This is a genomic window from Xenorhabdus kozodoii (genome assembly GCF_002632875.1).
Classification (GTDB): domain Bacteria; phylum Pseudomonadota; class Gammaproteobacteria; order Enterobacterales; family Enterobacteriaceae; genus Xenorhabdus; species Xenorhabdus kozodoii.
In genome coordinates this window covers 30,719-33,750 of record NZ_NJCX01000013.1, presented here as the reverse complement: position 1 = coordinate 33,750, position 3,032 = coordinate 30,719, and the positions used below count along the sequence as shown (strand labels likewise).

1 protein-coding gene, 1 rRNA gene and 1 other annotated feature (1 of these 3 cut by a window edge) are annotated in these 3,032 nt (G+C 54.6%); of the genes, one reads left to right on the top strand and one right to left on the bottom strand.

All coding sequences use genetic code 11. The features are described 5' to 3' along the window. Positions 1-2,837, top strand: a sequence feature (mutual gap in cmsearch alignment for this rRNA model is longer than 100); it begins 194 nt to the left of the window's first position. Then, positions 252-455: a hypothetical protein gene (locus tag Xkoz_RS26875; protein ID WP_208615198.1), complete on the bottom strand. Its 204-nt coding sequence runs from the start codon at positions 453-455 to the stop codon at positions 252-254. (Overlaps the previous feature by 204 nt.) A 78-nt stretch (positions 2,838-2,915) precedes the next feature. Here Xkoz_RS26875 and rrf point away from each other — a divergent pair. Further along, positions 2,916-3,031: ribosomal RNA gene (rrf, locus tag Xkoz_RS26870) — 5S ribosomal RNA — on the top strand. Position 3,032: the final 1 nt, after the last annotated feature.

Below are 3,032 nucleotides of genomic sequence, written 5' to 3'. Positions count from 1 at the left end.
GAGGCGAACCGGGGGAACTGAAACATCTCAGTACCCCGAGGAAAAGAAATCAACCGAGATTCCCCCAGTAGCGGCGAGCGAACGGGGAGGAGCCCAGAGCCAACATCAGCATCTGCGTCAGGAGAACGGCCTGGAAAGGCCGGCAGTAAAGGGTGATAGCCCCGTATCCGAAGACGCAGGTATTGTGAGCTCGAAGAGTAGGGCGGGACACGTGGTATCCTGTCTGAACATGGGGGGACCATCCTCCAAGGCTAAATACTCCTGACTGACCGATAGTGAACCAGTACCGTGAGGGAAAGGCGAAAAGAACCCCGGCGAGGGGAGTGAAACAGAACCTGAAACCGTGTACGTACAAGCAGTGGGAGCCCCACCACTAAGCCAGTGGTGAAGTCCACAGCGTCATCTTTTGCCTGATGACGGTCGGCGACGCGCCAGCGACGCCCAACCGCCAACATCAAGCAGAGGGGGCTTAGTGGTGGGGTGACTGCGTACCTTTTGTATAATGGGTCAGCGACTTATATTCTGTAGCAAGGTTAACCGTATAGGGGAGCCGCAGGGAAACCGAGTCTTAACTGGGCGTTAAGTTGCAGGGTATAGACCCGAAACCCGGTGATCTAGCCATGGGCAGGTTGAAGGTTGGGTAACACTAACTGGAGGACCGAACCGACTAATGTTGAAAAATTAGCGGATGACTTGTGGCTGGGGGTGAAAGGCCAATCAAACCGGGAGATAGCTGGTTCTCCCCGAAAGCTATTTAGGTAGCGCCTCGTGAAGTCATCTTCGGGGGTAGAGCACTGTTTCGGCTAGGGGGTCATCCCGACTTACCAACCCGATGCAAACTGCGAATACCGAAGAATGTTATCACGGGAGACACACGGCGGGTGCTAACGTCCGTCGTGAAGAGGGAAACAACCCAGACCGCCAGCTAAGGTCCCCAAGTCATGGTTAAGTGGGAAACGAAGTGGGAAGGCTCAGACAGCCAGGATGTTGGCTTAGAAGCAGCCATCATTTAAAGAAAGCGTAATAGCTCACTGGTCGAGTCGGCCTGCGCGGAAGATGTAACGGGGCTAAACCATGCACCGAAGCTGCGGCAGCAACATTTCGATGTTGTTGGGTAGGGGAGCGTTCTGTAAGCCGTTGAAGGTGGGCTGTGAGGCCTGCTGGAGGTATCAGAAGTGCGAATGCTGACATAAGTAACGATAAAGCGGGTGAAAAACCCGCTCGCCGGAAGACCAAGGGTTCCTGTCCAACGTTAATCGGGGCAGGGTGAGTCGACCCCTAAGGCGAGGCTGAAAAGCGTAGTCGATGGGCAACAGGTTAATATTCCTGTACTGGGTGTGACTGCGAAGGGGGGACGGAGAAGGCTAGGCCGGCCGGGCGACGGTATGTCCCGGTTTAAGCGTGTAGGTGGAATGACCAGGCAAATCCGGTCATTTGTTAACACTGAGGCGCGATGACGAGGCACTACGGTGCTGAAGTGGTTGATGCCCTGCTTCCAGGAAAAGCCTCTAAGCATCAGGTCACACACAATCGTACCCCAAACCGACACAGGTGGTCAGGTAGAGAATACCCAGGCGCTTGAGAGAACTCGGGTGAAGGAACTAGGCAAAATGGTGCCGTAACTTCGGGAGAAGGCACGCTGGCGTTAGGTGAAGTGGTTTACCCATGGAGCTGAGGCCAGTCGCAGATACCAGCTGGCTGCAACTGTTTAATAAAAACACAGCACTGTGCAAACACGAAAGTGGACGTATACGGTGTGACGCCTGCCCGGTGCTGGAAGGTTAATTGATGGGGTTATCCTCCGGGAGAAGCTCTTGATCGAAGCCCCAGTAAACGGCGGCCGTAACTATAACGGTCCTAAGGTAGCGAAATTCCTTGTCGGGTAAGTTCCGACCTGCACGAATGGCGTAATGATGGCCAGGCTGTCTCCACCCGAGACTCAGTGAAATTGAACTCGCTGTGAAGATGCAGTGTACCCGCGGCAAGACGGAAAGACCCCGTGAACCTTTACTATAGCTTGACACTGAACATGGAGCCTTGATGTGTAGGATAGGTGGGAGGCTGTGAAGTGTGGACGCCAGTCTGCATGGAGCCATCCTTGAAATACCACCCTTGAATGTTTGATGTTCTAACGTGGGCCCGTAATCCGGGCTGCGGACAGTGTCTGGTGGGTAGTTTGACTGGGGCGGTCTCCTCCCAAAGCGTAACGGAGGAGCACGAAGGTTAGCTAATCACGGTCGGACATCGTGAGGTTAGTGCAAAGGCATAAGCTAGCTTGACTGCGAGCGTGACGGCGCGAGCAGGTACGAAAGTAGGTCTTAGTGATCCGGTGGTTCTGAATGGAAGGGCCATCGCTCAACGGATAAAAGGTACTCCGGGGATAACAGGCTGATACCGCCCAAGAGTTCATATCGACGGCGGTGTTTGGCACCTCGATGTCGGCTCATCACATCCTGGGGCTGAAGTAGGTCCCAAGGGTATGGCTGTTCGCCATTTAAAGTGGTACGCGAGCTGGGTTTAGAACGTCGTGAGACAGTTCGGTCCCTATCTGCCGTGGGCGTTGGAAGATTGAAAGGGGCTGCTCCTAGTACGAGAGGACCGGAGTGGACGCACCACTGGTGTTCGGGTTGTCATGCCAATGGCATTGCCCGGTAGCTAAGTGCGGCAGAGATAACCGCTGAAAGCATCTAAGCGGGAAACTTGCCTTGAGATGAGTCTTCCCTTACCCCCTGAGGGTACTGAAGGAGCGTTCGAGACGAGGACGTAGATAGGCTGGGTGTGTAAGCGTTGCGAGACGTTGAGCTAACCAGTACTAATGGACCGTGAGGCTTAACCTGACAACACCGAAGGTGTTTTGGGGATGAGAGAGAAAGTTTCAGAAAACAGCAGCTTGTTCGAGATTGAACCCAGATTTGTCTGGCGGCAATAGCGCGGTGGGACCACCTGAATCCATGCCGAACTCAGCAGTGAAACGCCGTCGCGCCGATGGTAGTGTGGGGCCTCCCCATGCGAGAGTAGGGCACTGCCAGACA

What these genes read in the sequence shown, in the direction of transcription:
- Xkoz_RS26875 (WP_208615198.1), bottom strand. Translation starts at nt 455, where the DNA reads ATGTTGGCGGTTGGGCGTCGCTGGCGCGTCGCCGACCGTCATCAGGCA.